General features: G+C 70.2%; 22 protein-coding genes. 19 read left to right on the plus strand and 3 right to left on the minus strand.

Annotated features, from left to right (window positions below; all coding sequences use genetic code 11):
• The first annotated feature begins 462 nt into the window (after positions 1–462).
• From cobO to cobT, 15 genes are all read left to right on the plus strand, one after another.
• The gene (gene cobO / locus AC07X5_RS28310) at positions 463–1,032 is read left to right on the plus strand and encodes a cob(I)yrinic acid a,c-diamide adenosyltransferase (protein ID WP_494772834.1); all 570 of its coding nucleotides are present in this window, start codon (positions 463–465) and stop codon (positions 1,030–1,032) included.
• 17 nt (positions 1,033–1,049) lie between these two features.
• On the plus strand, positions 1,050–1,907 hold the full coding sequence (locus AC07X5_RS28315) for an ABC transporter substrate-binding protein (RefSeq protein WP_494772835.1): 858 nt from the start codon (positions 1,050–1,052) through the stop codon (positions 1,905–1,907).
• A 43-nt stretch (positions 1,908–1,950) separates the two neighbouring features.
• The gene (gene cobW / locus AC07X5_RS28320; protein ID WP_494772836.1) at positions 1,951–3,009 is read left to right on the plus strand and encodes a cobalamin biosynthesis protein CobW; all 1,059 of its coding nucleotides are present in this window, start codon (positions 1,951–1,953) and stop codon (positions 3,007–3,009) included.
• 10 nt (positions 3,010–3,019) lie between these two features.
• The gene (cobN, locus tag AC07X5_RS28325; protein ID WP_494772837.1) at positions 3,020–6,817 is read left to right on the plus strand and encodes a cobaltochelatase subunit CobN; all 3,798 of its coding nucleotides are present in this window, start codon (positions 3,020–3,022) and stop codon (positions 6,815–6,817) included.
• Positions 6,814–7,893 (plus strand): magnesium chelatase ATPase subunit I, encoded by a 1,080-nt coding sequence (locus AC07X5_RS28330; RefSeq protein WP_494772838.1) that lies wholly within the window; start codon positions 6,814–6,816, stop codon positions 7,891–7,893. Before cobN ends, AC07X5_RS28330 begins: the two co-directional genes overlap by 4 nt.
• Positions 7,872–8,591, plus strand: a complete 720-nt coding sequence (locus AC07X5_RS28335) for a vWA domain-containing protein (RefSeq protein WP_494772839.1) — start codon at positions 7,872–7,874, stop codon at positions 8,589–8,591. Before AC07X5_RS28330 ends, AC07X5_RS28335 begins: the two co-directional genes overlap by 22 nt.
• 38 nt (positions 8,592–8,629) lie before the next feature.
• Positions 8,630–9,025 (plus strand): DUF1636 family protein, encoded by a 396-nt coding sequence (locus AC07X5_RS28340; RefSeq protein ID WP_494772840.1) that lies wholly within the window; start codon positions 8,630–8,632, stop codon positions 9,023–9,025.
• A gap of 61 nt (positions 9,026–9,086) precedes the next feature.
• Positions 9,087–11,207, plus strand: a complete 2,121-nt coding sequence (locus AC07X5_RS28345) for a TonB-dependent receptor (protein ID WP_494772841.1) — start codon at positions 9,087–9,089, stop codon at positions 11,205–11,207.
• Between the two features lie 19 nt (positions 11,208–11,226).
• A complete protein-coding gene (locus tag AC07X5_RS28350) occupies positions 11,227–12,792 on the plus strand; it encodes a PepSY domain-containing protein (protein ID WP_494772842.1) in 1,566 nt (521 codons plus the stop codon).
• Positions 12,780–13,781 carry an adenosylcobinamide-phosphate synthase CbiB gene (gene cbiB / locus AC07X5_RS28355; protein WP_494772843.1) on the plus strand — a complete coding sequence of 334 codons (1,002 nt, stop codon included), beginning with the start codon at positions 12,780–12,782 and terminating at the stop codon, positions 13,779–13,781. Before AC07X5_RS28350 ends, cbiB begins: the two co-directional genes overlap by 13 nt.
• A complete protein-coding gene (locus AC07X5_RS28360; protein ID WP_494772844.1) occupies positions 13,778–14,878 on the plus strand; it encodes an aminotransferase class I/II-fold pyridoxal phosphate-dependent enzyme in 1,101 nt (366 codons plus the stop codon). Before cbiB ends, AC07X5_RS28360 begins: the two co-directional genes overlap by 4 nt.
• Positions 14,878–15,672, plus strand: a complete 795-nt coding sequence (locus AC07X5_RS28365; protein WP_494772845.1) for a HipA family kinase — start codon at positions 14,878–14,880, stop codon at positions 15,670–15,672. The genes AC07X5_RS28360 and AC07X5_RS28365 overlap by 1 nt, the downstream gene beginning before the upstream one ends.
• Positions 15,659–16,057, plus strand: coding sequence for a DUF3037 domain-containing protein (locus tag AC07X5_RS28370; RefSeq protein ID WP_409960826.1), 399 nt, complete (start codon positions 15,659–15,661; stop codon positions 16,055–16,057). The genes AC07X5_RS28365 and AC07X5_RS28370 overlap by 14 nt, the downstream gene beginning before the upstream one ends.
• Positions 16,058–16,095: 38 nt before the next feature.
• Complete coding sequence (locus AC07X5_RS28375; protein ID WP_494772864.1) at positions 16,096–17,556, plus strand: cobyric acid synthase; 1,461 nt, start codon at positions 16,096–16,098, stop codon at positions 17,554–17,556.
• A gap of 27 nt (positions 17,557–17,583) precedes the next feature.
• A complete protein-coding gene (gene cobT / locus AC07X5_RS28380; RefSeq protein ID WP_494772846.1) occupies positions 17,584–18,639 on the plus strand; it encodes a nicotinate-nucleotide--dimethylbenzimidazole phosphoribosyltransferase in 1,056 nt (351 codons plus the stop codon).
• 15 nt (positions 18,640–18,654) lie between these two features.
• Here cobT and AC07X5_RS28385 read toward each other — a convergent pair whose 3' ends face one another.
• Together AC07X5_RS28385 and AC07X5_RS28390 are read right to left on the minus strand one after the other, a co-directional pair.
• Complete coding sequence (locus AC07X5_RS28385; RefSeq protein ID WP_494772847.1) at positions 18,655–19,746, minus strand: MBL fold metallo-hydrolase; 1,092 nt, start codon at positions 19,744–19,746, stop codon at positions 18,655–18,657.
• 141 nt (positions 19,747–19,887) lie between these two features.
• Positions 19,888–20,823, minus strand: a complete 936-nt coding sequence (locus AC07X5_RS28390) for a LysR family transcriptional regulator (protein WP_494772848.1) — start codon at positions 20,821–20,823, stop codon at positions 19,888–19,890.
• Between the two features lie 135 nt (positions 20,824–20,958).
• On the opposite strand from AC07X5_RS28390, the gene AC07X5_RS28395 reads away from it, so the two are divergent.
• The 3 genes from AC07X5_RS28395 to AC07X5_RS28405 are packed head-to-tail and all read left to right on the plus strand — an operon-like array spanning position 20,959 to position 24,010.
• Positions 20,959–21,945, plus strand: a complete 987-nt coding sequence (locus AC07X5_RS28395; RefSeq protein ID WP_494772849.1) for a tripartite tricarboxylate transporter substrate binding protein — start codon at positions 20,959–20,961, stop codon at positions 21,943–21,945.
• A 20-nt stretch (positions 21,946–21,965) separates the two neighbouring features.
• Positions 21,966–23,147, plus strand: a complete 1,182-nt coding sequence (locus tag AC07X5_RS28400; RefSeq protein WP_494772850.1) for a CaiB/BaiF CoA transferase family protein — start codon at positions 21,966–21,968, stop codon at positions 23,145–23,147.
• Positions 23,147–24,010, plus strand: a complete 864-nt coding sequence (locus AC07X5_RS28405) for an HpcH/HpaI aldolase/citrate lyase family protein (RefSeq protein WP_494772851.1) — start codon at positions 23,147–23,149, stop codon at positions 24,008–24,010. The genes AC07X5_RS28400 and AC07X5_RS28405 overlap by 1 nt, the downstream gene beginning before the upstream one ends.
• Before the next feature lie 4 nt (positions 24,011–24,014).
• Here AC07X5_RS28405 and AC07X5_RS28410 read toward each other — a convergent pair whose 3' ends face one another.
• Positions 24,015–25,148, minus strand: a complete 1,134-nt coding sequence (locus tag AC07X5_RS28410; protein WP_409960819.1) for a GGDEF domain-containing protein — start codon at positions 25,146–25,148, stop codon at positions 24,015–24,017.
• A 276-nt stretch (positions 25,149–25,424) separates the two neighbouring features.
• On the opposite strand from AC07X5_RS28410, the gene AC07X5_RS28415 reads away from it, so the two are divergent.
• The gene (locus AC07X5_RS28415; RefSeq protein WP_494772852.1) at positions 25,425–26,525 is read left to right on the plus strand and encodes an ABC transporter ATP-binding protein; all 1,101 of its coding nucleotides are present in this window, start codon (positions 25,425–25,427) and stop codon (positions 26,523–26,525) included.
• The last annotated feature ends 40 nt before the right edge of the window (positions 26,526–26,565 follow it).

A 26,565-nucleotide genomic window follows, 5' to 3' on the forward strand; every position in this document is an offset into this window, starting at 1 on the left:
CGCTCGGCCTGAACTGCCTTGCTGCGCTTCGGCCTGGGCGCAGAGGTCGTGCCAGTTTCGTCGGCAGCGCGCAGCGCGTAACCGACCCCAGGCGTAGCTGCGAAGCAGCAGCCGTCTTTGACCCCGCTCCCTACCCCTTCTGGCTGCGCCGAGAAGCGCAGGAGCTGGGGTGGGTGCATGTGCCGAAGGACACATGCACTTCGTGGTCTGGCTCGTCGATGCTGTTTGAGCGGAGTTCGAAGAACGCAGCGAGTTCATCGACGCCCACCCCAGATCCGAGCATCGCAGGCTGCCCCCATCGCCCGCCAGGGCGATGGGGGACGCAGACTGGGGGTCGCCTTTTCTTTGCCTTCTTTCTTTTGGCGACGCAAAAGAAAGAAGGTGCGCCGCCGGGCGCACATCCCGGCCTCCGCCCTCAAGACAACAACAGAAGCAAGCACCGCCTCAGGTCTTGAAGAAAAAATGCAAATCGAATCTCCCCCCATCCTCCGCGACACCCCCAAACCCCAAGGCGAACGCCGAGGGCTTGTCTTGGTCCACACCGGCACCGGCAAAGGCAAAAGCACCGCCGCCTTTGGCCTCGCCATCCGAGCGCATGGAAGAGGCAAGCCCGTCAAGATCTACCAGTTCATGAAAGTCCCCACAGCGAGGTTCGGCGAACACCGCCTGTTCGAACAACTGGGCATCCCCATCGAAGGCCTGGGCGACGGCTTCAGTTGGAAGAGCCGTGACCTGGACCACTCCGCGCAGCTGGCCCTGGACGGCTGGGCCAAGGCCGAAGCCACCATCCGTGCGGGCGAGCACTTCCTCGTGGTGCTCGACGAGATCATGTACCCCCTGCGCTACGGCTGGATCCCGCTGGAGACCATCCTCACCTGCCTGCGCGAGCGCCCGCCGCATGTGCACGTGGTGCTCACCGGCCGCAATGCGCCGGCCGAGCTGATCGAACTGGCCGACACGGTGACCGAGATGACCCTCGTCAAGCACCACTTCAAGGCCGGTGTGCCCGCGCAACGGGGAATCGAGGACTGATGACCCCCTCCTTGTCCATGCCATTGGCCCGCACCCGCCTGCACCCCACGGTGCCGGCGCTGGCCATGCTTGGCCTGCTGGGCGGCCTGGCTGCGCCCATGGCGCAGGCCCAGCAGCACCGCATCGTCACGATGTCGCCGTCTCTCACCGAGGCCGTCTGCGCCCTGGGCCATTGCGCCGAGCTGGTGGGCACCGACCGCTATTCGAGCTGGCCCGGAACCGTGGCCAAGCTGCCCAAGGTGGGCGGCCTGCAGGATGCGCAGATCGAGCGCATCGTGGCCCTCAGGCCCGACATGGTGCTGCTGGGCCCGCGCAGCCGCGCGGGCGAGCGCCTGGCCGCGCTGGGCGTGCCGGTGCAGGTGTTCGACGCGCGCACGCATGCCGACCTCAAGCGCATGCTTGTCAGCGTGGGCCAGTCGCTGGGCGAATCGGCGCGCGCGGCCGAGCTGGTGGCGCGCATCGAGCGCGAGCTCGACGCCGCGGCGCGGCGCATGCCGGCGCACCTGCGCGGGCGCAGCGTGTATGTCGAGGTGGGCGTGGGGCCCACGGCGGCCAGTGCGTCGAGCTTCATTGGCGAGACCATTGCGCGCCTGGGCCTCGTGAACATCGTGCCGGGGGACATGGGGCTGTTCCCGCGCGTCAACTCCGAGATGGTGGTGCGCGGCGCCCCCGACCTGGTCATCGGCCCGGCGGCCTCGCTCATGAACCTGGCCGAGCGGCCCGGCTGGTCGGGCATGAAGGCGCTGCGCCAGCACCAGGTCTGCCAGCTCGACGCCGAGCGCATGGACCTGCTCTCGCGCCCCGGCCCGCGCCTGGGCGAGGCGGCGCACATGCTGGTCGATTGCCTCACCGGCCTCCCTCAAGTGCTGCGCTGATCCGCAGTTTTCACACTGATTTTTCTGACTGGAGACTCCTTCCATGCAAGTGAACAAGATTCCCGCCACCATCGTCACCGGCTTCCTGGGCAGCGGCAAGACCACGCTGCTGCGCCACCTGCTGACCAACGCGCAGGGCAAGCGCATTGCCGTCATCGTCAACGAGTTCGGCGAGCTGGGTATCGACGGCGAACTGCTGCGCAGCTGCGGCATCGGCTGCGACGAGAACGGCGTGGAGAACGGCCAGTTGTTCGAACTGGCCAACGGCTGCCTGTGCTGCACCGTGCAGGAAGAGTTCGCACCCGTGATGGAGCAGTTGGCCGCGCGCCGCGACCAGATCGACCACCTGGTGATCGAGACCTCGGGCCTGGCGCTGCCCAAGCCGCTGGTGCAGGCCTTCCAGTGGCCGGCGCTGCGCAATGTGTTCACGGTGGATTCGGTGATCACCGTGGTGGATGCGCCTGCCGTGGCCGCCGGCCAGTTCGCTGATGACCCGGTGGCCGTGGACGCCCAGCGCCGCGCCGACGAGAACCTGGACCACGAATCGCCCCTGCACGAGCTGTTTGAGGACCAGCTCGCCACCGCCGACCTGGTGGTGCTGCACAAGACCGACGGCCTGACAGCCGAGGCCCTGGCCCAGGTGGAAGCCATCGTGCGCGGCGAGACCCTGCCCGGCGTGAAGTTCGTGCACGCCCAGCACGGCCGCATCGACCCCGGCGTGTTGCTGGGCCTGGGCAACGCGGTGGAAGACGTGATCGACGCGCGCAAGACCCACCATGACGAGGAGGAGGACCACGACCACGACGAGTTCGAGTCGGTCCAGATCACCCTCGACGTGGCCGACCGCGGCCGCCTGGTGGAGGCCCTCGTCGCCCTGGTGCAGCGGCACGAGATCTACCGCATCAAGGGCTTTGTGGCGCTGCCGGGCGCGGCCATGCGCCTGGTGGTGCAGGGCGTGGGCCAGCGCTTCGACAGCCATTTCGACCGCGCCTGGCGCGCCGACGACAATCGCACGACGCGCCTGGTGGTGATCGGCGACCACCTGGACGCTGCGGCCCTGCAGGCCGAGGTGCAGTCGGCCCTCTCGGCAGTCGCCGCCTGAGGCCCGCCGCATGCATCTGCTGTCCACACGCCCCGGTGGCTACGTCGAAGACGGTGGCCAGGGCCTGGTGCGCGTGGAGCAGACGCCGGGCGACATCGTCATCCTGAGCGCGGCCGACACCACGCTGTCGCTGCTGTCCGATGCGGCCGCCAGCCTGGGCGACGACTTCCCGCGCGTGCGCCTGGCCAACCTGATGTGGCTGCGCCAGCCCGCGTCCACCGACATGTACGTGGACGACGTGCTGCGCCACGCGCGCGTGGTCGTCATCGACCACCTGGGCAGTCCCAGCGACTGGGCCTATGTGGTGGAGCAGGCGGTAGCGCTGGCGGGCCGCAACGGCCAATGGCTGGCCCTGTTTTCGGGCGACAACGTCGAAGACCCGCAACTGCTGATGCGCAGCACCGCCAGCCCGGCCGATTGCCACCAGCTGTGGCGCTGCCTGCGCGAGGGCGGGCGTGAGAACGCGCTGGCCTTCTTCGGGCTCATCGGCCATGCGGCCTTCGGCATCGGGCCCCGCCCGCCCGCACCCAGGCCCTTGCCGCCCGTGATGCCTTACACCCCCACGCAAGCCGCACCCTGGATGCCCGGGGCACCGGTGGTGATGCTGGTGTTCTACCGCGCCCACCTGCAGTCGGGCAACACGGCGGTGTTCGATGCCGTGCAGGCGGCGCTGGCAGCGGCCGGCCTCAACACCCTGGCCGTGGCGGTCGATTCGCTCAAGAACCCCGAGAGCCTGGCCACGCTGCAGGCCCTCGCGGCAGAGCAGGGCGTGGCCGTGGTGCTCAATGCCACGAGCTTCGCCGTGGCCTCCATCGACGGCAGCGAGGAGGCGCCGTCCGTCGCCCTGGCGGGCGATGCCCCGGTGCTGCAGCTCATCACGGCCGGCTGCTCGCAGGAGCAGTGGCAAGCCGACCCGCATGGTCTGGCCCCACGCGACCTGGCCATGCAGGTGGTGCTGCCCGAGGTGGACGGGCGCATTGGCGCGCGCGCCATCAGCTTCAAGGGCCTGGCCTGGCGCTGCGAGCGCACCGAGGTCGACGTGGTGCGCTACCAGCCCGAGCACGGGCGCATCGCCTTCGTGGCGGAGCTCGCGCGCCGCTGGTGCGCGCTGCGCAGCAAGCCGCAGGTGGGCAAGCGTGTGGCGCTGATTCTGGCCAACTACCCCAACGACGATGCGCGCCTGGCCAATGGCGTGGGGCTGGACACGCCGGCCTCCACCGTGCTCATCCTGAAAGCGTTGCGCGACGCCGGCTACACCACGGGCGAGCTGCCTGCGAGCGGTGACGCGCTGATCGCTCAACTGGTGGACGGCGTCACCAACAACCTCGATGCCAACCCCGACCGCCCCGCCGGGCAGAGCCTGGCGATGGAGGACTACCTGGCCGACTTTGCCGCGCTGTCCGCCGACAACCAGCAGGCGGTGAATGCGCTGTGGGGCCCGCCCGCGCTGGACCCCATGGTGCGCAGCGGCCGCTTCATGGTGCCGGGCGTGCGCCTGGGCAACATCTTCGTGGGCATACAGCCTGCGCGCGGGCGCGACCTGGACCTGGTGGCCACCTACCACGATGCCGACCTGGTGCCAACGCACGGCTACCTGGCCTTCTACTTCTGGCTGCGCCGCGTGTTCGCTGTGGATGCCGTGGTACACGTGGGCAAGCATGGCAACCTCGAATGGCTGCCGGGCAAGAGTGTGGCGCTGGGTGCCGACTGCTGGCCCGATGCCATCCTGGGCCCGCTGCCGCACCTGTACCCCTTCATCGTCAACGACCCGGGTGAGGGCAGCCAGGCCAAGCGCCGCACACAGGCCGTCATCATCGACCACCTGATGCCCGCGCTCACGCGGGCCGAGACCTACGGCCCGCTGCAGCAGCTCGAACGCGCGATGGACGAGTACTACGAGGCCCTGTCGCTCGACCCGCGCCGCGCCAAGCTGCTGCGCCAGAGCATCCTCGACCAGGTGCTGCAGCACCGCCTGCACCAGGAGCTGGGCTTTGCCCCGCCGGCCGACGATGCGGGGCGCGAGGCCCTGCTGCAGCGCCTGGATGCCTACCTCTGCGAGATCAAGGAGTCGCAGATCCGCGATGGCCTGCACATTCTGGGCCGCTCGCCCAAGGGGCGCCAGCGCACCGATACCCTGGTGGCGCTGGCGCGCTTTCCGGGGGGCGTGGCGCCAGGGCAGGGCAGCCTGCTGGTGGCGCTGGCCCAGGACCTGGGCCTGGCCGATTTTGACCCGCTGGACCCCGAATGGGCCGCCCCCTGGACCGGCCCGCGCCCCGCAGCACTGCAGGCCCTGGGCGACGACCCCTGGCGCCACGTGGGCCACACGCGCGAGCGGCTCGAAAAGCTCGCTGCGCAGTGCGTCGAGCGCTACCTGAGCGCTGAGGATGTGCCTGTCGACGCCGCGCTGTGGCCCGGTGCCGCGGCGGTGCTGGCGCGCATGCGCGCCGTGCTGGCGCCCCGGCTCGATGCCTGCGGCGCCAACGAGATGGGCCAACTGCTGCGCGGCCTGGCCGGCCGCTTCGTACCCCCGGGGCCCAGCGGTGCGCCCTCGCGCGGTCGGCCCGACGTGCTGCCCACGGGCCGCAACTTCTATTCGGTGGACACGCGCGCCGTGCCCACGCCCACCGCCTATGGCATGGGCGCGCTGGCGGCGGACCGCGTGGTGGAGCGGCACCTGCAGGACCATGGCAGCTTTCCCACGGCGGTGGGCCTGTCGGTCTGGGGCACCAGCACCATGCGCACGGGCGGCGAAGACATCGGCCAGGCCTTTGCCCTGCTGGGCGTGCGCCCGAAATGGGCTCCGGGCAGCCACCGCGTGGTGGACATCGAGGTGCTGCCCATGGCGATCCGCAACCGCCCGCGCATCGACGTGACCTTGCGCGTGTCGGGTTTTTTTCGCGATGCCTTCCCGGGTGTGATCGACCTGTTCGATGCCGCTGTGCGGGCGGTCGCGGCCATCGCTGAAGAGGACGAACCCGACGACGTGAACCCCATCCGCGTGCGCGTGCGGCGCGAGGCCGCGCAAGCCCAGGCGCAGGGTATGGCCGCCGAGGACGCCGAGCGCCGCGCCACCTGGCGCGTGTTCGGTCCGCGCTCCGGCGGCTATGGCGCCGGCCTGCAGGAGGTGATGGCCAGTGGCCGCTGGAGCACCGCCGACGACCTGGCCCAGGCCTACCTGCGCGCAGGGGCCTTTGCCTACGGCCAGGGCGGCCATGGCGAGGCCGCGCGCACGGCTTTCGAGCAGCGCCTGGCCGCGGTGGACGCGGTGCTGCACAACCAGGACAACCGCGAGCACGACATCCTCGACTCGGACGATTACTACCAGTTCCAGGGCGGCATGGCCGCCGCCGTGCAGCACTTGGCCGGCGCGCCCGCCGCGCTGTACCACGGCGATTTCAGCGTGCCCGGTGCGCCGCGCATCCGCACGCTGGGCGAGGAACTGGCGCGCGTGGTGCGCTCGCGCGCGGTCAACCCCAAGTGGATCGATGGAGTCAAGCGCCACGGCTACAAGGGCGCGTTCGAGATCGCGGCGACGGTGGACTATTTGTTCGCCTTCGACGCGACCACCGGCGTGGTCGCCGACCACCAGTACGCGCTGGTGGCCGATGCCTACCTACACGACGACGATACGCGCGCCTTTCTGCAGCAACACAACCCGCTGGCCCTGCGCAGCGTGGGCGAGCGCCTGCTTGAAGCCATGCAGCGCGGCCTGTGGGCCGAGCCCGGAGAGCACCGCGAGCGCATCGAGCAGCACCTGCTGGCGCTCGAACACCGCCTGGAAACCCAGGGCGAAGGACCTTTGCCATGACGACGACCATTTCCCTGGCCCCCGTGCCTTCCACCGTGTTCCCTTTCACCGCCCTGGTGGGCCATGACACGCTGCAGCTGGCGCTGCTGCTGGCCGCCATCGACCCCGGCCTGGGCGGGGTGCTGATCAGCGGCCCGCGCGGCACGGCCAAGTCCACCTCTGCGCGCGCACTGGCTGCACTGCTGCCCGATGCGCCCTTCGTGACCCTGCCGCTGGCGGCCAGCCTGGAGCAGCTGGTGGGCACGCTCAGTATTGAAGACGTGCTGCGCGATGGCCAGGTGCGCCTGGCGCCCGGGCTGGTGGCGCGTGCACATGGCGGCGTGCTCTATGTGGACGAGGTCAACCTGCTGCCCGATGCGCTGGTGGACTCGCTGCTCGACGTGGCCGCCAGCGGCGTGAACACGGTGGCGCGCGACGGTGTGTCGCACCAGCACGCCGCGCGCTTCGTGCTGGTGGGCACCATGAACCCCGAAGAGGGCGAACTGCGCCCGCAGCTGTTGGACCGCTTCGGCCTGTCGGTGGCGCTGGCCAACCCCACGGACCCTGCCGTGCGCCAGGCCATCGTGCGCGCGCGCCTGGCCTTTGACCTGGACCCACAGGCCGTGGTGGCGCAGCATGCCGCTGCGCAGGCCGGGCTGGCGATATCGGTAACCCGCGCCCGCGCCGCCCTGGCGGGCCTGGCATGGACCGACGAGGTGGTGCAGCACGCCGCGCAGCGGGCGCTGGAGGCCGGCGTAGATGGTATCCGCGCCGATCTGGTGATGCTGCGCGCTGCGCGTGCGCTGGCCGCGCTGGAGCAGCGCGGCAGCGTGCGCGTGCAGGATGTGGACGCCGTGGCTGAACTGGCGCTGGCGCACCGCCGTACTGAGAATGCTGCTGCTGCTGCGGGCCCGGCCCCCGCTTCGGCCGCCGCGCCGCCGCCTTCTTCTGCACCCAGGCGCTCTCCCGCAGCTGGGCAGGGCGCAGCAGCATCTGGTCAGAACACGGCAGAGGGCGACTGGGGCGCCCTGCCGCCCGAGCCGCAGGCCATGGCGCGTGTGCGCAGCACGGGGGCATGGCCGCCAAAAAAAGCCTGAGCCACCCCGGCCCGCGCCCACCTGGTTCAACCAAGGCAAGCGCAGGCTGGCGGTGGCAAGCCCCGCGCAATGCCTGGCTGCGCACGCCGCAGCCGGTGGCCCGGCCCGCCGACCCCGAGGGTGCGGGCATCGCCTGGCTGCCCACGCTGGTGGCCAAGGGGCCGGCACGCCTGCAAGCGGCCCACCTGCGCCGCCAACCGGCCAGCGCCGTGCCGCCCTGCCTGCACCTGATCGCGCTCGACACCTCGGGCTCGATGCGCCAGGGCGGGCGCCTGGCCTGGGCCAAGGGCTATGCGGCGCGCCTGATCGAGCAGGCCGCGCGGGCCGGGGACGAGGTGGCGCTGCTCAGCTTTGGCGGCCAGGGGGTGACCTTGCTGCTGCCCCCCGGGCCAGCGCGCGCCTCCGGCACGGCCCGCGTGCGGCCGATGGGCGGCGGTGGGGGCACGCCCCTGGCCGCAGGCCTGGCCGAGGCCGAGCGCCTGCTGCGCACGGCGCGGCGCCAGCGCGGCGCGGGCGCACCGTCATGCCTGTGGTTGCTGACGGATGGGCGCACGCTGGAGCAGCCTGCTGCACCCACTGCGGCCACGCATGTCGTGGTCGTGGATTTCGACGACCCGCTGCGGCCCATAGGGCGCTGCGCCGGCTGGGCCCAGCGCTGGCAGGCGGAGCACCGCATGCCAGAACCCCTTTCTTCCTAGCACACGAGCTTTTCCTGATGTCCGAAGCCGCATCCCCGATGCCATTCCCAACCGACGTGATCGTCTGCACCACCTGCCGCCCGGCCGGTGCTTCGCGCGATCTGCCCACTGCGGGCGAACTGCTGTTCGAGGCCGTGCAGACCGCGCAGCTCGAAGACGATGCCGGCGCCTGGGCCCAGGTGCGCGTGCGCGGCGTGGCCTGCCTGAGCAGCTGCGGGCGCGCCTGCTCGGTGGCCTTCCAGGCACCGGGCAAATACACCTTTGTCTTTGGCGACCTGCAGCCCGATGAAGAGACTGCGCGCCATGTGCTGGAGTGCGGCGCCATGCACGCCAGGACCGGCGACGGCATGCTCAACCGCAACGAGCGGCCCGCGCGCCTCAAGAGCGGCATCGTCGCGCGGCTGCCGCCTTTCGGGGCGAACCCCACCGGGTGATCCAGCAAAGCACAGTCCTCAGTTTCGCGTTTTCTGTATTTGCCTTTGGAGTTTTTCTTTCGTGCGCCGACACCTCACCCCCTTGTCCCTGGCCGTGCTGGCCTGCATCGCGCAGACCGCTGTCCAGGCCCAGACCACCATCTCGCTGCCTGCCGTGCAGGTCACAGACACCCAGACCGCGCCCGGCAGCACCCTCTCGCTCGACACCCCCAGCGCCACCGGCTCGCGCCTGGGCCTCACCGCGCGCGAAACCCCGGCCAGCGTCAGCAGCCTGGGCGCGGCCGACATGGCAGAGCGCAGCCTCACGCGCGCGCAGGACGTGGCCGTGCGCATGCCCGGCATCACCGAGGCGCCGGCCCCGGGCAACGGCGGCACCAGCCTGGTGGCGCGCGGCTTTGCCGGCCACAACTCGGTGGCGCAGATGGTGGACGGCACGCGCCTCATCGTCGCCTCGGGCACCATCACCTACCCCTTCTCGACCTGGCCCATGGAGTCGGTCGAGGTGCTGCGCGGCCCGGCTTCGGTACTGTATGGCGACGGCGCCATCGGCGCGGCGGTGAACTACTTGAGCAAGCGCCCCAGCGTCGACACCACGCAGCGCGAGGCCTTCTTCTCCGTGGGCTCCTACGGCACGGTGCAGGGCGGTGTGGGCCTGCGCGGCCCGATCAACGACGTGCTGGCCTACTCGGTCTACCTCGATGCGGAAAAGAGCGACGGCTACCGCCAATTCATGGACACGCAGCGGCACAACTACGCGCTGGCCCTGGCCGTGCGGCCGGGCCGCGACCTGAACATCACCCTGTCGGCCGACGGCGGCGTGAACGACGATGCGCGCTACTTCGGCACCCCGCTGCGCAATGGCGTGCTCGACGAGCGCCTGCGCCGCACCAACTTCAACGTGGCCGATTCGGTGGTCAAGTACGACGACCGCGTCTGGCGCGCCAAGGTCGACTGGCAGGCCACCGCCGGCGTGCGCCTGCGCAACGAGACCTACCACCTGAGCACCGACCGCCATTGGCGCAATGCCGAGGCCTACAGCTTCAACGCCGCCGGCACGGCCGTGAACCGCAGCGACTACCTGGAGATCCTGCACGACCAGGAGCAGACCGGCAACCGCTTCGACGCCGCGTTCGACGGCCAGCTCGGCGGCATGAAGAGCCGCTTCATCGTGGGCCTGGACTGGTACCGCACCAAGCTCTTGCACACCAACAACTCGCCCTACGGCGGCGCCAGCACGGTGGACCCGTTCAATTTCGCGCCTGGCGGCTTCCTGAGCCCCGTGCCCACCATCCCGGGCCGCGCATCCGAGCTCAAGACCACCGCGCTGTTCGCCGAGAACGCGCTCGATCTGACGAAGGAGTGGAAGCTGGTGGCAGGCCTGCGCAGCGACCACATGGAACTCGACACCACCGACCTGCGCGGCGGCGTGCGCATGGTCAAGAAGTACTCGCCCGCCACCGGCCGCCTGGGCGCCGTGTGGTCGCCCAGCGAGGCGCTGTCGCTCTACGGCCAGTTCGGCACGGGCACCGATCCGCTGTCCGGCGCGCTCTCGCTGCCCGGTGGTGGCAACATCTTCGATCTGGCCAAAGGCCGCCAGGTGGAAGTCGGCGCCAAGGGCGCCGTGCCCGCGGTGCGTGGCGAGTGGACGGTGGCGCTCTACAAGATCGAAAAGCGCAACCTGCTTTCGCGCGATGCCAGCAACCCCAACATCACGCAGCAGATCGGCCAGCAATCGTCCACCGGCATCGAGCTGGCGTTTGCGGCCGAGCCCGTGCGCGGCTGGACCATCGACGCCAACGCCGCCTTCCTGCGTGCGCGCTACGACGATTTCAAGGAACTGGTCTCGGGTGCCCTGGTCTCGCGCGACGGCATGACGCCCACCGGCGTGCCCGAGCGCACCGCCAGCGTCTGGACGGCCTACCGCTTCCTGCCCCGGTGGCAGGCCGGCTTTGGCGCGCGCTATGTGGGCGAGCGCCAGGGCAACACCGCCAACACCACGAAGCTGCCGTCGTACACGGTGCTCGACGCCTCGCTGGCCTACGACTACTCGCGCAACCTCAAGCTCGGCCTGGCGGTGAAGAACCTGGCCAACCGCGACTATGCGCTGGCCGGCACGGCCAACACGCGCTGGCTGCTGGGCGCACCGCGCACCGTGCAGCTGACGGCGCGCGCTTCGTTCTGACCCGGGTGGGGCGCAGCGCATGGCCAAGAAGCTCGTCATCCTTGTGCACAAGTGGCTGGGCGTGGTGCTGGCGCTGTTCTTCCTCATGTGGTTCGTGAGCGGGGTGGTGCTGTACTACGTGCCGTTTCCCAGCCTCACGCAGGCCGAGCGGCTGGCGGCACTGCCCGCGCTGCAACTTCCGGCCGACTGCTGTCTGGCAGCGCCCGAAGCTGCGCAGCGCGCCGGTCTGCGCCCAGGCGGTGGCGAGGCGCGCCTGGGCATGTTGGGCGACGCCCCCGTGTGGCGCATGCAGGCCACGGTAGCAGGCAGCGATGCCGATGCGGCGCCACGCCAGCGCTGGCACACGGTGGATGCGCGCACGGGTGCCCAGGTGCCACCGCTCGACGATGCGCAGGCCGCCCACGTAGCCGAAGCCTTCAGCGGCCGGCGCGCCACGGGCACCGAGCGGCTGGAGCGCGACCAGTGGACCGTGCCCCAGGGCCTGGATGTGCACCGGCCGCTGGTGAAGGTGCTGCTCGAAGGCGACGACGGGCTGGAGCTCTACGTATCGCCCGGCGCCGCCGAGGTGGTGCGCGACACGCGCCGTGCCGAGCGCTTCTGGAACTGGCTGGGCGCCGTGCCGCACTGGATCTACCCGACGGTGCTGCGCCAGTTCCCCAAGGCCTGGCACCACGTGGTGGTGTGGCTCTCCATCCCCGGCGTGCTGCTGGCGGCCACGGGCATCGCCCTGGGCATCTGGCAGCTGTTTCTCAATCGCCAGCGCTGGATTCCTTACCGCCAATTCTGGATGCGCTGGCACCACATCCTCGGCCTGGTGGCCGCCGTGTTCACGCTCACCTGGATGTTCTCGGGCCTGATGTCGATGAACCCCTTCGGCGTGTTCACCGGCCGCGCGGCCGACCCGCAGGTGCGCACCCAGTGGGCCGGTGAGGCGCCGCGCACGGCGCGCGGCCCTGCCGAGGCCGTGGCCCTGGCGGCGGCCGATGGCATCGTTCCACTGGAGCTCGACACCCTGCGCATCGCCGGCCAGGCCTGGTACCGCGTGCGCGGACAGGGCGAGGGCTCCGTGCAGCGCCTGGTGCGCGCCGATGGTCCCGAAGCTTGCGTGGTGCGCGCCGTTCCCGATGCAACAGTGCTGGCCGCACTGCAGGGCCTGCGTCCCGGCAGCCCGCCGCCGGTGATCGAGCAGCTCACGCAGTACGATGGCCTGTACTATGCGCGCCACCATGACGCATCCACCGCCTTCAACCGCCCGCTGCCCGTGTGGCGTGCCCACTGGGCCGGGGACGACGTGAGCGTGTACGCCGACCCGGCTTCCGCCCGCATCGTGCTGCGCGCCGACGCCACCACGCCCTGGCAGCGCGTGCTCTACAACGGCCTGCACAGCCTGGACTTCGCGCCGCTGCTGGCGCGCCCGGCGCTGCGCACCGCACTGGTGTTGGGCCTGTCGCTGCTGGGCATTGCGCTGTGCATCACCTCGTGCGTGATTGCCTGGCGTGTGTTCGTGCCGGCGCGTCGCCGGCAGGTCCGCAGCGGCTCGAAGCGCGTGGTGGGCGAGCCGTCGGGGGGCACATGGACGGCGTGATCGATCTGCTGCTGCCCGGCACACAATGGGATGCCTTGCGGGCGATGATCTGGGTGCCCTTCGTGGCTCTGGCCATCGACTGGTGGCGCGGCGAGCCCCCGGTGCCCATCCACCCCGTGGTGTGGATGGGCAAGGCGCTGGGCTGGTGCGGGGAGCGCTGGGCGCCGCTGTCGCCGGTGGCCCGTGATCTGCGCGTGTTCTGGACCATGGCGCTGGCATGGTGTGCGCTGGCGGTCGCGGCGATGGCGGCTGCCTGGGGCCTGCAGTGGCTGGCGCTGCGCTTTCACGACGTGATTGCCGCGGCGCTGCTCGGGCTGCTGCTCAAGCCGCTGCTGTCCTGGCGCATGCTGCACGACGAGGTGCTGGCGGTGGAGGCGGCGCTGGCCCGGTCCCTGCCCGAGGGCCGTGAGCAGCTGGCGCGCCTGGTGAGCCGCGACGTGAGCGAACTCACGGCCGGGCAGGTGCGCGAGTCGGCCATCGAGTCGCTGGCCGAGAACCTCAACGATTCGGTGGTGGCGCCGCTGTTCTGGTTCGTGCTGCTGGGCCTGCCCGGTGCCGCGCTGTACCGCCTGGCCAACACGGCCGATGCCATGTGGGGCTACCCCGGCATGCGCGGCGGGCGCTACTGGCAGTGGGCCGGCAAGTGGGCCGCGCGCGCGGACGACGTGCTCTCGTGGCTGCCCGCGCGCATCACCGCGCTGCTGCTGGCCGTGCTGGCGCGGGGGCTGCAGTTGCCCACCCTGGCGCGCCAGGCACGCCGCACGCCATCGCCCAACAGCGGCTGGCCCATGGCGGCCATGGCGCTGGCGCTGGGCGTGCGGCTCGGCAAGCCCGGGGTCTATGTGCTCAACGCCAGTGCCCGTGACCCCGGCCCGCTCGATACCCGGCGCGCGGCCAAGCTCGGGTCGCTGGTGGCGCTGTCGCTGGTGCCGGTGGGCATGGGCGCGCATCTGCTGGCCAGCACCGTGGCCGCCTGGATGGGCGCATGACCTGGCAGGCCGGCGCATGGCACCACCACGGCGGCCCCGATGCGCTGGGCGCGCCCGTGCACGACTTTTCAACCAACAGCAATGCCTGCGGGCCCTGCCCCGAGGCGCAGCACGCCGTGCAGCAGGCCGATGCCACGCGCTACCCCGACCCGCAGTACACGGCGCTGCGCGAGGCGCTCGCGGCCTTCCATGGCGTGGCACCCTGGCGCATCGTGCCGGCGGCCAGCTCCAGCGAGTTCATCCACCGCATCACGGCGCTGGCCGCGCGGCAGGGCGCGGTGCAGGCCCAGGTGCCGCTGCACAGCTATGGCGACTATGCCCAGGCCGCGCAGGCGCGCGGGCTGGGCGTGGTGCGGCGGGCCGACGGGGCTGGCATGGCTGCGGGCCTGCCGGACCTTGTGGATCTGGAATGGGCCTGCGAGCCCTCCAGCCCTCTGGGCCGCGCCGATCCGGCGCTGGCGCTCTGGGCTGCCGTGCCCCAGGGTGGCGATGGTGCCCCGCTGCGCGTGCTCGATTGCGCCTATGCCCCCTTGCGGCTGGACGACGCCGACTGCGCCGTCCCCTGGCAGGGGCGGCCCGCGCTGCCCGACATGCCGTCCTGCTGGCAGCTGTGGACACCCAACAAGGCCCTGGGCCTCACCGGCGTGCGTGCCGCCTATGCCGTGGCGCCCGGGGGGGCGCAGGAGGCCGTGCGTGCATTGCAGGCCCTGGCCCCTTCGTGGGCCGTGGGCGCGCACGGCGTGGCCCTGCTGCAGGCCTGGGTGCAGCCCGGCGTGCAGCGCTGGCTGGTGCACAGCCTTGACTGCCTGCGCGGCTGGAAGCAGCGCCAGACAGCGCTGTGCCTTGAGCTGGGCTGGACCATGCATGCGGGCAGCCTGGCCAACTATTTCTGCGCCCAGCCTGCGTGTCCGGACCTGCCGAAGAACCTGGCGGTCCTGCGCGCGGCCGGGATCAAGCTGCGCGACGCGGCCTCATTCGGCCTGCCCGGCAGTGTGCGCCTGGGCGTGCTCGCACCCCGCGCGCAGGACGCACTGCGCACCGCCTGGCTGGCCACTCTAAGATCCGGGGCACAACCCAAGGAAAGCGACTCCCCCTGATGCGAACCATCACCGTCACCCGCTATGTCACGCCGCTGCGTGAAGGCGGCTCCATGCCCGCCGTGGTCGAAGGCGACGACCTGGGCCTGTATGTGCTCAAGTTCCGTGGCGCAGGGCAGGGCGTGCGCGCACTGCTGGCCGAGATGATCTCGGGCGGCATCGCCCGTGCCCTCAACCTGCCGGTTCCCGAGATCGTGCTCGCCGATCTGGACCCGGCCCTGGCCCAGACCGAGCCCGACCCCGAGATCCAGAACCTGGTGCGCGCCAGCGGCGGCCTCAATGTGGGGCTCGACTACCTCTCGGGCGCGCTCAACTTCGACCCTCCGGTGGACGAAGTCAGCGACGACTTCGCCTCGCGCCTGGTGTGGTTCGACGCCCTGGTGGCCAATGTGGACCGCACCGCGCGCAACACCAATCTGCTCATGTGGCACAGGAAGCCCTGGCTCATCGACCATGGTGCCTCGCTCACCTTCCACCACGCCTGGAACGGCGCGGTGGCGCAGCCGGCCAAGGCCTTTGCACCGATTGCCGACCATGTGCTGCTGCACCGGGCCACGGCCATTGCCCAGGTGGATGCGGAACTGGCCGCGCTGCTCACACGCGAGGTGCTCACCGGCATTTTGGCCGAGGTGCCCGATGAGTTCCTGGCGCTGGCCGGTGCCGAGCACACCGAGGGGCCGCTGTCGCAACCAGCCAGCCACCGCCAGGCCTATGTGGAGCATTTCTGCGCACGACTGGCGGGCCGCGACGCCTGGGTGAATGCAGTGAAGGGGGCCATCGATGCCCGGGGCTGAAGTGCAGGTCTACGACTACGCCATCGTGCGCGTGGTGCCGCGCGTGGAGCGCGAGGAATTCATTAACGCGGGCGTGATCCTCTCGTGCCAGAAGAGCGGCTTTCTGCAGGCCGCCATCGCCCTCGATGAAGAGCGCCTCTTGGCCATGGACCCGCATGTGGACATCGACAGCGTGCGGCGCCACCTTCAAGCCATCGTGTCCATCTGCGCAGGCCAGGCGGGCTGTGGCCCGATCGCAAAGCTGCCGTTCCGCCAGCGCTTCCACTGGCTCACGGCCAAGCGCAGCGCCATCATCCAGACATCGCCCACACACACCGGGCGCTGCACCGACGCGGCGGCTGCGCTGGAGCATGTGATGGACCGCATGGTGAGGCCCCTGCCTTGACGGCGCCTGCTGCATCGCCCCGGCTCGCGCGCTGCGTGATGGTGCTGGGCACCACCAGTGGCGCCGGCAAGAGCTGGCTGGCCACGGCGCTGTGCCGCTGGTACGCCAACCAGGGCTACAAGGTCGCGCCCTTCAAGGCGCAGAACATGAGCAACAACGCGCGCGTGGTGGCCAGCGAGCATGGCAACGGCGAGATCGGCAGCGCGCAGTACTTCCAGGCGATTGCTGCCCGCACGGTGCCCGACGTGCGCATGAACCCGCTGTTGCTCAAACCCGAGGCCGACACCAAGAGCCAGGTGGTGCTCATGGGCCAGGTGAGCGCCGAGCTCACCGCGCTGCCCTGGCGCGGCCGCAGCGAGCGCGTCTGGCCGCAGATCGCCGCCGCGCTCGACGCGCTGCGTGCCGAGAACGATGTGGTCGTGATCGAGGGCGCGGGCTCGCCCGCCGAGATCAACCTGCACGCCAGCGATGTGGTCAACATGCGCGTGGCACGCCACTGCGGCGCGCGCTGCCTGCTGGTGACCGACATCGACCGCGGCGGTGCCTTTGCCCACCTGTACGGCACCTGGGCCCTGCTGCCCGAGGACGAGCGTGCGTTGATCCACGGCTTCGTGCTCAACCGCTTCCGGGGCGATGCCACGCTGCTGGCCCCGGCACCGCAGATGCTGCAGGAGCTGACGGGCGTGCCCACCGTGGCCACCATCCCCATGCAGTGGCGCCACGGCCTGCCCGAGGAAGACGGCGTGTTCGACGACCGCAGCACCACGGCCGGGGCCGTGCACACCACGGTGGCCGTCATCGCCTACCCGCGCATCAGCAACCTCGACGAGTTCCAGCCGCTCAAGAACGTGCCTGGCGTGCGCCTGCTGTGGGCGCGCAGCCCGGCCGAGCTGGCGGGTTTGAAACCCACCGACTGGGTGGTGCTGCCCGGCTCCAAGGCCACGGCGGCCGACCTGGCCTGGCTGCGTGCGCAGGGTCTCGATACGGCCATTGCCGCGCATGCAGGGCAGGGCGGTGCCGTGCTGGGTGTGTGCGGCGGCCTGCAGATGCTGGGCGAGGCGCTGATCGACACCGCAGGCATCGACGGCAATGCGCCCGGCCTGGGCCTGCTGCCGCTGGTCACCACCTTCGAGACGGCCAAGACCGTGCGCCGTACGGTCGCACGGTTCGGTGTGCTCCAGGGCGCCTGGGCGCCGCTCTCGGGCGTGCAGACCAGCGGTTATGAGATCCACCACGGACAGACGGCCCAGCACCCGGCCATGGCCGCTGGCGGCGATGTGGCGCGCGAGGTGGTGCCCGGCCTGGCCTGGCAGAACGGCGCGGGCAATGTGCTCGGGCTGTACCTGCACGGCCTGCTCGAAGACCCGGTCGCACTTCAAGCCCTGTTCGGCCGCGAGGGCGCGGCCCCCGTTCCCACGCTCGACGCGGTGATGGAGGGCCTGGCTCGCGTGGTGGAAACGCATTTCGAGCCCGGTGTGCTGCAGGCCCTGGTCGCCTGATTTTTGATTTTTTCCCTGACGAACCCCATGACCTTCTCGACCCCCGCCATTGCCGACATCACCGACGCCACGCTCACGGCGCGCCTGCAGCACATTCTCGACTTCAAGACCAAGCCGCTGGGCTCGCTCGGCCGGCTCGAGGCACTGGCGCTGCGCATCGGCCAAGTGCTGGGCACCGAAGCCCCGCACCTGGTGCAGCCGCAGATGCTGGTCTGCGCGGGCGACCACGGCATTGCCGCGCGCGGCGTATCGGCCTTCCCGAGCGACGTGACCTGGCAGATGGTGGAGAACTTCCTGGCCGGCGGCGCGGCCGTGAGCGTGCTCGCACGCCAGCACGGCCTGGCCCTCACGGTGGTGGACTGCGGCGTGGCCAAGCCCATCGCGCCGCGCGTGGCCGCCGTGGGTGCTCCCCAACTGCTGCTGCGCAAGGTGGCGCCAGGCACCGCCGATGCGTCGGTGGGCCCGGCCATGACGGCAGAGCAGTGCCAGCAGGCCATCGCCAACGGCACGGAGGTGGTGCGGGTGCTGCCGGGCAATGCACTGCTGCTGGGCGAGATGGGCATTGCCAACACCTCCATCGCATCGCTGCTGCTGGCACGCCTGGCCGGCCTGCCGCTGGCCGAGGTGACGGGCGCGGGCACGGGCCTGGACGCCGCCGGCATCGAGCGCAAGCGCGCCGTGCTGCAGCAGGCGCTGGATGTGAACGCCGAAGCCACGAGTCCCTTCGACGCGCTGGCCGCCCTGGGCGGCTACGAGGTGGCCACCCTGGTGGGCGCCGTGCTGCAGGCCGCGGCCGAGCGCCGGGTCATCGTGGTCGATGGCTTCATCACCAGCGCCGCCGTGCTGGTGGCCAGCCGCCTGCAGCCATCCGTGCTGCAGCGCTGCATCTTTGCACACCGCTCGGGCGAGCGCGGCCACAGCCTCATGCTCGCGCAGATGCAGGCCGAGCCGCTGCTGGACCTGGGCCTGCGCCTGGGCGAAGGCTCGGGCGCGGCGCTGGCATGGCCGCTGCTGCAGTCGGCCTGCGCGGTGTTGGCCGAGATGGCGAGTTTCGAATCGGCCGGAGTCGACAACCGCAGCTGAGCTCGGCCCGTTCCGTCAGTCGCCCGCGCACTCCAACTGGCCGGCGCGCGGGTTCTCGCCTTGCTTGCCTGGACCTGGCCCGGTGGCGGGCAGGCCGTAGACGGCCTTCTGGTTCGAGCTGTCCGTGGCTTTCACGCCCTGGGCGTCGAAGATCCAGGCATCCCAGTAGTTGACCGGCACGACCTGCGGTACCTTGGCCGATGCGAGAAAGTCGCGCAGCAGCGGCTGCTCGTTGGGATCGTAGGGGAAGTGCAGGCCGTATTCGAGCTTGAACTCCGACACCGAGTTGGCGCGCACGCCCAGGTGGTGGGGCATGAAGGTCTTGACCTTGAACTCGGGCACCACGATGCGCGCCTGGGTCACTACGCGCGACTCCGGCCCGCCCTGCCACAGGTCCAGGCTGGTGGCCCCCGCAGCGGTCATGGCGGCACGCAGGTTCTCCAGCGGCGAGCCATAGGTCACGCCATTGGCCACGCGCGGCGTGGTCAGGTCCCGGCCCCCCGCACCGCTGTCGGAGACGAACAACTGCAGCGGTTCGGCGCGCGAGCGGGTCCTGGCGCTGATCAGGAAGCCGAAGGTCTCCGGGTCATTGGTGCCGTTGCCAAAGGCCGTGCAGCCCGAGACGCTGTGCACCCAGCGCACCACGCGCACGGTGACCGCGTCGTTCATGCGCACCGTCTCGCCGCCCTTGAGCGTGGTGCACTGGCTGGCGGGCAGGCCCGCCTTGGCTATGGCGCTGCAGACCGCTGCCGGCGCATACACCGGTTTGCCGGTCTGCTTTGCCCACTCGGGGATCTGCACGCCGTGGTCTCCGTGCTCATGCCCTACGAGGATGGCATCGATGCCGCCGCGCAGTTTGATGGCCTGCAGGGCTTTGGCCACCGACGCAGCATTTGCCGTGGGGTTGGCGCTGAAGTCGGAGATGGTCTCGCCGTCGAGCAGAATGCCGGTGTCCCCAACCTGGTAGTGCCAGTTGGTGATGCCGAACCAGGTCATGCGCATGTTCTCGGGCCGGTCGTCATCGGATCCGCCGCAGGCTGGCAGCAGGGCTGCGGACAGGCACAGGCTGGCTGCCGCGATGCGCGTCGAGGTCGTTTGGGGTTTCATCTTTTGTCTCCAGGTCGCGGCAAGATTGCCGTCTGTCCCGAAGACTAGGGGTGCGAAGCTGTCAATCTGCTTTCAGGGAAAGTGGGCACCTGGGGCAGAAAGCCGTCTGAAAGCTGTCTTGCGCCAGCATCGCGCGCGCCTTCAGGTGCGCGCGCGCCGATCCGGGTTGGCTGCGCCGGCTGCCGTTGTCTGGTGGTGTGCGCACAGCAGGTCGATGAGCGCCTGCGCGTAGGCCGGCATGCGCGCCTCCTCGCGCACCAGGATGTAGCGTTCGCGCACGCTCCAGGCGTCTTCGAGGTCGATCAGCACCAGGCCCATGGGCGCCAGGTAGCGGCGTGCCGCGCTCTCGGGCACGATGCCGATGCCGACCCCCGCGCCTATCATGCGGCACATGGCGTCGAAGCTGGACAGCTGCACGCGCAGTTTCTGCGGCTGGCCGAGCTGTTCGGTGACCTGGGCCAGAAAGGTCTGCAGGGTGCTGGCCGGGTGCATGCCCACCATGGGCTCGTCCAGCGTCTGGGCAAAAGCCATGCGTTTGCGCCGCGCAAAGCGGTGGCCGCGCGGCACCACCAAGGCCAGGCGGTCGGTGCTGAAGTGGATGGCCTTGAGCCCGAGCGTGTCCACCTGGCCCGCGACGATGCCGATGTCGGCCCGGCCATCGAGCACGCCGCGTGGTATCTCGGCATTCGGTTTTTCCTGAAGCTCCACGTTCACGCGCGGGTTGGCGGCGAGGAAGGCGGGCAGGATCTCGGGCATGAAGTCCGTCACCGCCGTGGTGTTGGCGAACACGCGCACATGGCCGCGCAGGCCGCCGCTGTACTCCTGCAGGTCGGCGCGCAGCTGCTCGGCCTGGCGCAGCACGCCGCGCGCGTGGTGCAAGAAGGCCTCGCCCGCAGGTGTGGGGCGCATGCCGCGCGCCTCGCGGTACAACAGCGGCATACCGGCCTGCTGCTCCAGCGCCTTGATGCGCGCACTGGCCGCCGCCAGCGACAGGTGGCGCGCGGCGGCTGCGCGGGAGAGGGCGCCTTGCTCGGCCGTGAGCACGAACAGGCGCAGGTCGGTCAGGTCGAACTGCATGGCGCCATGGTACTGCGCCGGGCGGCGAGCTTTCGGTTCTTCCGAAGGCTCGGTTCAGAAATGCGTGATTGTGCGGGCGCGGCCACGCGGCGAACATCTGGCCTCATTCGAGAGCACGCTTTGGAGACACACCGCATGAAGTTCGCTGCCCCCTGCGCCATGGCGCGCCGCGCCGCCCTCGCTGCCCTGCTGGCCGCGCCCTTGCTGGCCACCGCCCAGGCCGGCTACCCCAGCCGCCCCATCACCATGGTCGTGCCCCAGGCCGCCGGTGGCACCAACGACATCGTGGGTCGCCTGGTGGGCCAGAAGCTCGGCGAGGTGCTGGGTGGCGCCACCGTGGTGGAGAACCGGCCCGGCGCGGGCGGCAACATCGGCACGCAGTTCGTTGCCAAGGCGCCCAAGGACGGCTACACCCTGCTCATGACCATCAGCAGCAGCCAGGCCATCAACCCTGCCCTCTTCAAGAACCCGGGCTTCGATCCGGTCAAGGACTTCAAGCCCGTGGGCCTGATCGGCGCCGTGCCCAACGTGCTGCTGGTCAACCCCGACTTTCCTGCGCGCACCCTGGCCGAACTGGTGGCCCTGGCCAAGGCCAAGCTCGGCCACTACCAGTACGCATCGGCCGGCAATGGCACGCTCAACCACCTGCTCGGTGAAATGCTCAACAGCATGGCCGGCATCCAGCTGCAGCACGTGCCCTACAAGGGCGTGGCCCCGGCCATCAACGACGTGCTGGGCGGCCAACTGCCCATCGTCTTTGCCAGCATGCCGTCGGCGCTCTCGCACATCAAGGCCGGCAAGCTGCGCGCCCTGGCCGTGAGCGGCGCCACACGCTCGCCCGTGCTGCCCGAGGTGCCCACCATCGCCGAGACGGTCGCCGGCTACAACGGCACGCTGTGGATCGGCTTGTTCGCCCCTGCGGGCGTGCCCGCCGACACCCTGGCCAGGCTGCAGGACGGCATGGCCCGCTCCCTGGCCGCCAAGGACCTGCGTGACAAGCTGGAGCTGCAGGGTGTGGAGATCGCACCCAAGACCACGCCGGAGCAATTCGCTGCGCTGCTGCAGGAAGACCTGGCCAAATGGGCCAAGGTGGTCAAGGCCTCTGGCGCCACGGTGGACTGATTCATTTGAAGACCGCCACCATGACCCGCCCCCTGGACCACATCACCGTGGTGTCGCTCGAGCATGCGATCGCCGCCCCGTTCTGCACCCGCCAGCTGGCCGACCTGGGGGCGCGCGTCATCAAGGTCGAGCGCCCGGGCGGCGGCGACTTCGCGCGCGACTACGACACGCGCGCCCAGGGCATGGCCTCGCACTTCGTCTGGGTCAACCGCTCCAAGGAAAGCCTCACGCTCGACCTCAAGCAGCCCGAGGCCCTGGCCGTGCTGTGGGAGTTGCTGGCCACGGCCGATGTGCTGGTGCAGAACCTCGCCCCCGGCGCCGCCGCGCGCATGGGCCTGTCGTGGGAGGCTTTGCAGGTGCACAACCCCCGCCTCATCGTCTGCGACATCTCGGGCTACGGCAGCGACGGACCCTACCGCGACAAGAAGGCCTACGACCTCTTGATCCAGAGCGAGGCGGGCTACCTCTCGGTGACCGGCACGCCCGAGGAGCCCTGCAAGTCGGGCAATTCCATCGCCGACATCGCTGCGGGCATGTATGCCTACAGCAGCGTGCTGGCCGCGCTGATGCAGCGCGAGAAAACAGGGCAGGGCTCACGCATCGACGTCTCCATGCTCGAATCGCTGGCGGAGTGGATGGGCTTTCCCATGTACTACGCCTATGGCGGTGCCACGCCGCCGCCGCGCAACGCGGCATCGCACGCCACCATCTACCCCTATGGCCCCTTCGTCGCAGGCGATGGCGGCACGGTGATGCTGGGCCTGCAGAACGAGCGCGAGTGGAAGCTGTTCTGCGAGCATGTGGTGCTGCAGCCGGGGCTGGCCGATGATCCCCGCTTCGACAGCAACGCCCGGCGCAATGAGCACCGGGCCGAACTCAAGGCCATCATCCTCGGTGTGTTTGCCGAACTCACGGCGGCCCAGGTCATAGCGCGGCTGGAAGACGCACGCATCGCCAACGCGCGCATGAACACCATGGCCGAGGTCTGGGCCCATCCCCAACTGCAGGCACGCGGCAGGGTGCAGCCGGTGGACACACCCGAAGGGCCGCTGGACGCATTGCTGCCCCCCGGCGCGCACAGCAGCTTTGGCTACCGCATGGACCCGATTCCCGCCGTGGGCGAGCACACCGAAACCATTCTGCGCAGCCTGGGCCGCACGGGCGAACAGTTGGCGGCGCTGCGTGCCAGCAAGGCGATCTGATGGCTGCACCTGGGACTGCCCACGCGGCCATGGCCCGCGCGACCACCTTCCTGTTCGTCCCCGCCAACCGGCCCGAGCGCATCGCCAAGGCCCTGGCCAGCGGTGCAGGCGCGGTGATCGCGGACCTGGAAGATGCCGTCGCTCCCGATGACAAGGCGGCGGCGCGCACGGCGCTGCTCGCGGCCATTCAGACCCTGGCGCGCGAGCAGCGTGGCCGCCTGCTGGTGCGCACCAATGCCGCCGGCACCCCCTGGCATGCCGACGACGTGGCAGCCGTGGCCGCCTGCGTGGCCCAGGGCCTGGCGGGGGCGATGGTGGCCAAGGCCGAGTCGGCTGCCGTGCTGCAGGCCATGGCCCGCGCCCTGGGCCCACAGGGCCTGTTGCTGCCGTTGGTCGAGTCGAATGCCGGGCTGGATGCGCTCGATGCCCTGGCCCGGGCGCCGCAGGTGGTTCGGCTGGCCTTTGGCCACCTGGACTTTCAGGTGGACTTGGGGCTGGAATGCGGTGCCGACGAGGCCGAGCTGCTGCCCGTGCGCCTGGCGCTGGTGCGCGCCTCGCGCCGCGCCGGCCTGGCTGCGCCGGTGGACGGCGTGACCACGGCGACGGACAACTCCGAGCGCCTGGCGTGCGACACGGCGCGCAGCAGGCGCATGGGCTTTGGCGCCAAGCTGTGCATCCACCCCGCCCAGGTGCTGCCGGTGCAGGCAGCGTTTGCGCCCAGCCCGGAAGAGCTGGCCTGGGCCAGGCGGGTGCTGGAGGCTGCGCCTGCACATGGCGGCGCCGTGTTCCGGCTCGATGGCCGCATGGTCGATGCCCCCGTGCTGGCGCTGGCTGCGCGCCTCGTCGCTCGCGCCCAGGTCTGAAGCTTTACCCGACCACCGTCTGGTTGCGTCCCAGGGCCTTGGCGCGGTACAGCGCCGCGTCGGCGCGGGCGAGCATGGCGTCCAGCGTGTCCTCAGGGCCGGCCCATTGTGTGAGGCCAATGCTCACCTTGCAGTCGAGCGCATGGCCCACGGCCAGCGTGGCATGGATGCGCTGGGCCACGGTGAGAGCGGCGGTGGCGTCGGTGCCGGGCAGCAGCACGATGAATTCCTCGCCGCCGTAGCGGCCCATGCGGTCCAGCGTGCGCAGCTCGGCCAGGGTGCGTCCCACGAAGTGCACCAGCACGGCATCGCCATGCTGGTGGCCGCAGCTGTCGTTCACGGCCTTGAAGTGGTCCAGGTCCAGCATCATCAGCGAAGGGCCGTTGCCGTAGCGGCGTGCGCGCTGGATCTCTTCCTCACAGCGCTGCAGCAGTGCGCGGCGGTTGAGCGCCGGGGTCAGCGAGTCGTGCGTGGCCAGGTGCTCCAGCTCGGTGCGCAGCCGGTCGGTGGCCATGAGCAGGGCGCCGATGGACAGCATGAGCACCGTGAGCGCATAGGCGCCGATGTACAGGTTCTGGTAGATCGAGGGCTCCATGAGGTTCGCCCCCGTGTGCCCCGCGAAGATGGAGATCAGGCGCATGAACAGCGTGGCCAGGTGCAGCACCAGCACCACCTCTACCAGCCGCACCGGAAAGTTGCTGCCGCCAAAGCGCAGCAGAAAGCGCAGCTGTGCGCCATAGATGCAGGACATCACCAGCGTGAAGAAGGTCAGCCGCGCCTCGTAGTTGGGCCAGCCATAGGACAGCCAGGTGAAGACGCCCAGGCAGACCAGCAGCACTCCGCTCCAGATGCGCCAGGTGTGGCGGTGCCCCAGGAAGGCGCGCGTGCCCATGTAGTAGGTCATGGTGCCCAGCACCAGCAGGGTATTGGCGCCCACCAGGCCCATCCAGTCGGGCACCAGGCCCCGCGAGCTGAACAGGGCGGTGGACGCGAGCCAGAACACGGGGGCCGCCGCCCAGGCTCCGATCCCCCGGATATGGGGTGGGTAGTAGCGCCGCATGCAGGCCAGCACGATGGCCATCAGGGCGGACATGAACCCCGCCAGGGCGATCATGGAGCGAGGATCGAGGTTCGTCATTCTGCAGTGATGCGGCGGGACGGGAAGCGCCTCGTAAAGAAATGTTTCCGTGACCGGCCAGTATAGCCAGCGACCAGCCCGGCAGAACGATTGGCCAGTGGGCACAGATGGTGCCGAACGGCGGATGTGGCGGCCGCGCGACGGGCTCCATGGGCGGTTTTGGTGCCATGCCATCCATGTGCGGGAGCGGTTGTGCACGCTATCGGTGCATTTTGTATACAAATCGCAGTGAGCATTGTGTGCAAAAGCTGGCACGTGGTTTGCGTAAGCTTTGGCATGCACGACACCACGCCTGCCCCAGCCCCGGCCGCCATCGAGATCGTGGCGCTCACCAAGCGCTATGCCAGCGGCAAGCCCGCCGTGGACGCGATCAACCTGCGCATCGCCAGCGGCAGCTACTGCTGCCTGCTGGGCCCCTCGGGCTGCGGCAAGAGCACCACCTTGCGCATGATCGCCGGGCACGAGTCGGTGACCAGCGGCGACATCCTGCTGGAGAATCGCAACATCACCGACCTGCCCGCCGCCGCGCGCGGCACGGCCATGATGTTCCAGAGCTTCGCGTTGTTCCCGCACCTGTCGGCGCTGGACAACGTGGCCTTCAGCCTCAAGATGAAGGGCGTGGCCAAGGCCGAGCGCCAGGCCAAGGCGCGCGACCTGCTGGAGCGCGTGGCCATGGGCCACCTGGCCGAGCGCAAGCCGGCCGAGCTGTCGGGCGGCCAGCAGCAGCGCGTGGCGCTGGCGCGCGCCCTGATCACCCAGCCGCGCGTGCTGCTGCTCGATGAACCCTTGTCGGCGCTGGACCCGTTCCTGCGCATCCAGATGCGCGCCGAACTGCGCCGCTGGCAGAAGGAGCTGGGCCTGACCTTCATCCATGTGACCCATTCGCAGGAAGAGGCCATGGCCCTGGCCGACACCATGGTGGTGATGAACCACGGCGTGATCGAGCAGGTGGGATCGCCGCACGAGGTCTACAACCGCCCCGCCAGCGAATTCGTGGCGCGCTTCATGGGCGGCCACAACGTGATCGATACGCCGGGTGGCAAGGTCGGCGTGCGCACCGACCACCTGCAGGTGTTGCCGCAGGGTATGCCGCTGCCCTGGGGCGCCCAGCACATGCAGGCCGTGGTGACCGATGTGGAGTACCAGGGCACCTACGTGCTGCTGGGCCTGCAAAAGCAGGGCGTGGCCCTGTCGGCCAATGCCACAGCGGCCTATTCGGTGATGGTGTCCGAAGCCGCCTTTGCCGCCCAGCCCTACGAGGTGGGCCAGGGTGTGCAACTGCACTGGACCTCAGAGCAGGCCCATCCCCTGTACCCGCCTGCGGCGCCTGTGTCTGCGCCCGTGGCCACGGCCACTGCGCAGGCCGTGCCGGCCTGAGCATCGCTTTTTTCGTTGTCCGCTGTCTGTCTGTCTTTTC

The sequence above is a fragment of the Acidovorax sp. GW458-11-26-14-TSB4 genome (assembly GCF_059423865.1).

What these genes read in the sequence shown, in the direction of transcription:
- AC07X5_RS28405 (WP_494772851.1), top strand. Translation starts at nt 23,147, where the DNA reads ATGGCTGCACCTGGGACTGCCCACGCGGCCATGGCCCGCGCGACCACC.
- AC07X5_RS28315 (WP_494772835.1), top strand. Translation starts at nt 1,050, where the DNA reads ATGCCATTGGCCCGCACCCGCCTGCACCCCACGGTGCCGGCGCTGGCC.
- AC07X5_RS28410 (WP_409960819.1), bottom strand. Translation starts at nt 25,148, where the DNA reads ATGACGAACCTCGATCCTCGCTCCATGATCGCCCTGGCGGGGTTCATG.
- AC07X5_RS28350 (WP_494772842.1), top strand. Translation starts at nt 11,227, where the DNA reads ATGGCCAAGAAGCTCGTCATCCTTGTGCACAAGTGGCTGGGCGTGGTG.
- AC07X5_RS28340 (WP_494772840.1), top strand. Translation starts at nt 8,630, where the DNA reads ATGCCATTCCCAACCGACGTGATCGTCTGCACCACCTGCCGCCCGGCC.
- cobO (WP_494772834.1), top strand. Translation starts at nt 463, where the DNA reads ATGCAAATCGAATCTCCCCCCATCCTCCGCGACACCCCCAAACCCCAA.
- AC07X5_RS28360 (WP_494772844.1), top strand. Translation starts at nt 13,778, where the DNA reads ATGACCTGGCAGGCCGGCGCATGGCACCACCACGGCGGCCCCGATGCG.
- AC07X5_RS28390 (WP_494772848.1), bottom strand. Translation starts at nt 20,823, where the DNA reads ATGCAGTTCGACCTGACCGACCTGCGCCTGTTCGTGCTCACGGCCGAG.
- AC07X5_RS28415 (WP_494772852.1), top strand. Translation starts at nt 25,425, where the DNA reads ATGCACGACACCACGCCTGCCCCAGCCCCGGCCGCCATCGAGATCGTG.
- AC07X5_RS28335 (WP_494772839.1), top strand. Translation starts at nt 7,872, where the DNA reads ATGGCCGCCAAAAAAAGCCTGAGCCACCCCGGCCCGCGCCCACCTGGT.
- cbiB (WP_494772843.1), top strand. Translation starts at nt 12,780, where the DNA reads ATGGACGGCGTGATCGATCTGCTGCTGCCCGGCACACAATGGGATGCC.
- AC07X5_RS28385 (WP_494772847.1), bottom strand. Translation starts at nt 19,746, where the DNA reads ATGAAACCCCAAACGACCTCGACGCGCATCGCGGCAGCCAGCCTGTGC.
- AC07X5_RS28330 (WP_494772838.1), top strand. Translation starts at nt 6,814, where the DNA reads ATGACGACGACCATTTCCCTGGCCCCCGTGCCTTCCACCGTGTTCCCT.
- cobT (WP_494772846.1), top strand. Translation starts at nt 17,584, where the DNA reads ATGACCTTCTCGACCCCCGCCATTGCCGACATCACCGACGCCACGCTC.
- cobW (WP_494772836.1), top strand. Translation starts at nt 1,951, where the DNA reads ATGCAAGTGAACAAGATTCCCGCCACCATCGTCACCGGCTTCCTGGGC.
- AC07X5_RS28400 (WP_494772850.1), top strand. Translation starts at nt 21,966, where the DNA reads ATGACCCGCCCCCTGGACCACATCACCGTGGTGTCGCTCGAGCATGCG.
- cobN (WP_494772837.1), top strand. Translation starts at nt 3,020, where the DNA reads ATGCATCTGCTGTCCACACGCCCCGGTGGCTACGTCGAAGACGGTGGC.
- AC07X5_RS28395 (WP_494772849.1), top strand. Translation starts at nt 20,959, where the DNA reads ATGAAGTTCGCTGCCCCCTGCGCCATGGCGCGCCGCGCCGCCCTCGCT.
- AC07X5_RS28375 (WP_494772864.1), top strand. Translation starts at nt 16,096, where the DNA reads ATGGTGCTGGGCACCACCAGTGGCGCCGGCAAGAGCTGGCTGGCCACG.
- AC07X5_RS28370 (WP_409960826.1), top strand. Translation starts at nt 15,659, where the DNA reads ATGCCCGGGGCTGAAGTGCAGGTCTACGACTACGCCATCGTGCGCGTG.
- AC07X5_RS28365 (WP_494772845.1), top strand. Translation starts at nt 14,878, where the DNA reads ATGCGAACCATCACCGTCACCCGCTATGTCACGCCGCTGCGTGAAGGC.